Origin of the sequence: Kitasatospora putterlickiae (genome assembly GCF_039527695.1) — a bacterium.
GTDB classification, from domain to species: domain Bacteria; phylum Actinomycetota; class Actinomycetes; order Streptomycetales; family Streptomycetaceae; genus Kitasatospora; species Kitasatospora putterlickiae.
Window position 1 is genome coordinate 11,836 of sequence record NZ_BAAAKJ010000122.1, and the last position, 875, is coordinate 12,710.

Sequence of the window (875 nt, forward strand, 5' to 3'; positions counted from 1 at the left end):
CTTCTTCCCGATCGAGCAGGAACTCACCCGGATCGTGGCCGCCCGTGCGGCGCTCGGCCACGGCGCCGCCCCGGTGCTGCGCCGCGCCGCCCTGCTCACCGGGCTGGGGCTCGCGGTCAGCCAGTGCGCCTACTTCGGCTCGGTCCGGTACGCCGGGCTCGGCCTCGGCACCCTGGTGACCATCGGGGCCGGGCCGGTGCTGACCAGCCTCGGCGCCCACCTGCTGCTCGGCGAACGCCTCGCCGGGCGGGCGGTGGCCGCCAACCTGCTCGCGCTGGGCGGGCTGGTCCTGCTGGTGGCGGGCCCGGCCGGCGGTCCGCGGCCCGTGCTCGGCACCGCGCTCGCCGTGCTGGCCGGCGCGGGGCAGAGCGGACTCACCCTCTGGGCCCGGGCCGGCGGCACCGCCCGCGCCTCCACCGGAGCCTTCACCACCGGCCTGCTCTGCCTGCTGCCGCTCGCCCTCGCGGTGGACGGCGGCGTGCTGCCGACCACCGGCGCGCCGCTGGCGACCGCCGGCGCCCTGCTGTTCCTCGGCACGGTGCCGACGCTGCTCGCCTACCGCTGGTACTTCGCCGGCCTCACCGTCGTGCCGGGCGCCACCGCGGCCGTCCTGGTGCTGCTCGAACCGGCCACCGCCGCCGTCCTCGGCGTGGCCTTCCTCGGCGAACCGCTCACCCCGGACCTGCTGGCCGGCTCGGCGCTGCTGCTCACCGCCATCGCCGCGCTCACCCGGCGTTAGCGCGTGTCTGACAATTCCCGCCGGGCGTGCGACGCCAGGGCACGCACCTCGCCGCGTTGTCGTCGGTCGCCGATGGCCCCCAGCCTGGCGGCCGGGAGGTGCCCCCACCGCATGGACTCCCTCCTCCGCCTTGCGA

Annotated in this window: 1 protein-coding gene; it reads left to right on the forward strand. The window is 77.7% G+C overall.

The window, feature by feature from the left end; translation table 11 throughout:
• The coding region (locus tag ABD308_RS12730; protein ID WP_344332816.1) for an EamA family transporter at window positions 1-739 on the forward strand (739 nt) is incomplete at its 5' end.
• Between the last annotated feature and the right edge of the window lie 136 nt (window positions 740-875).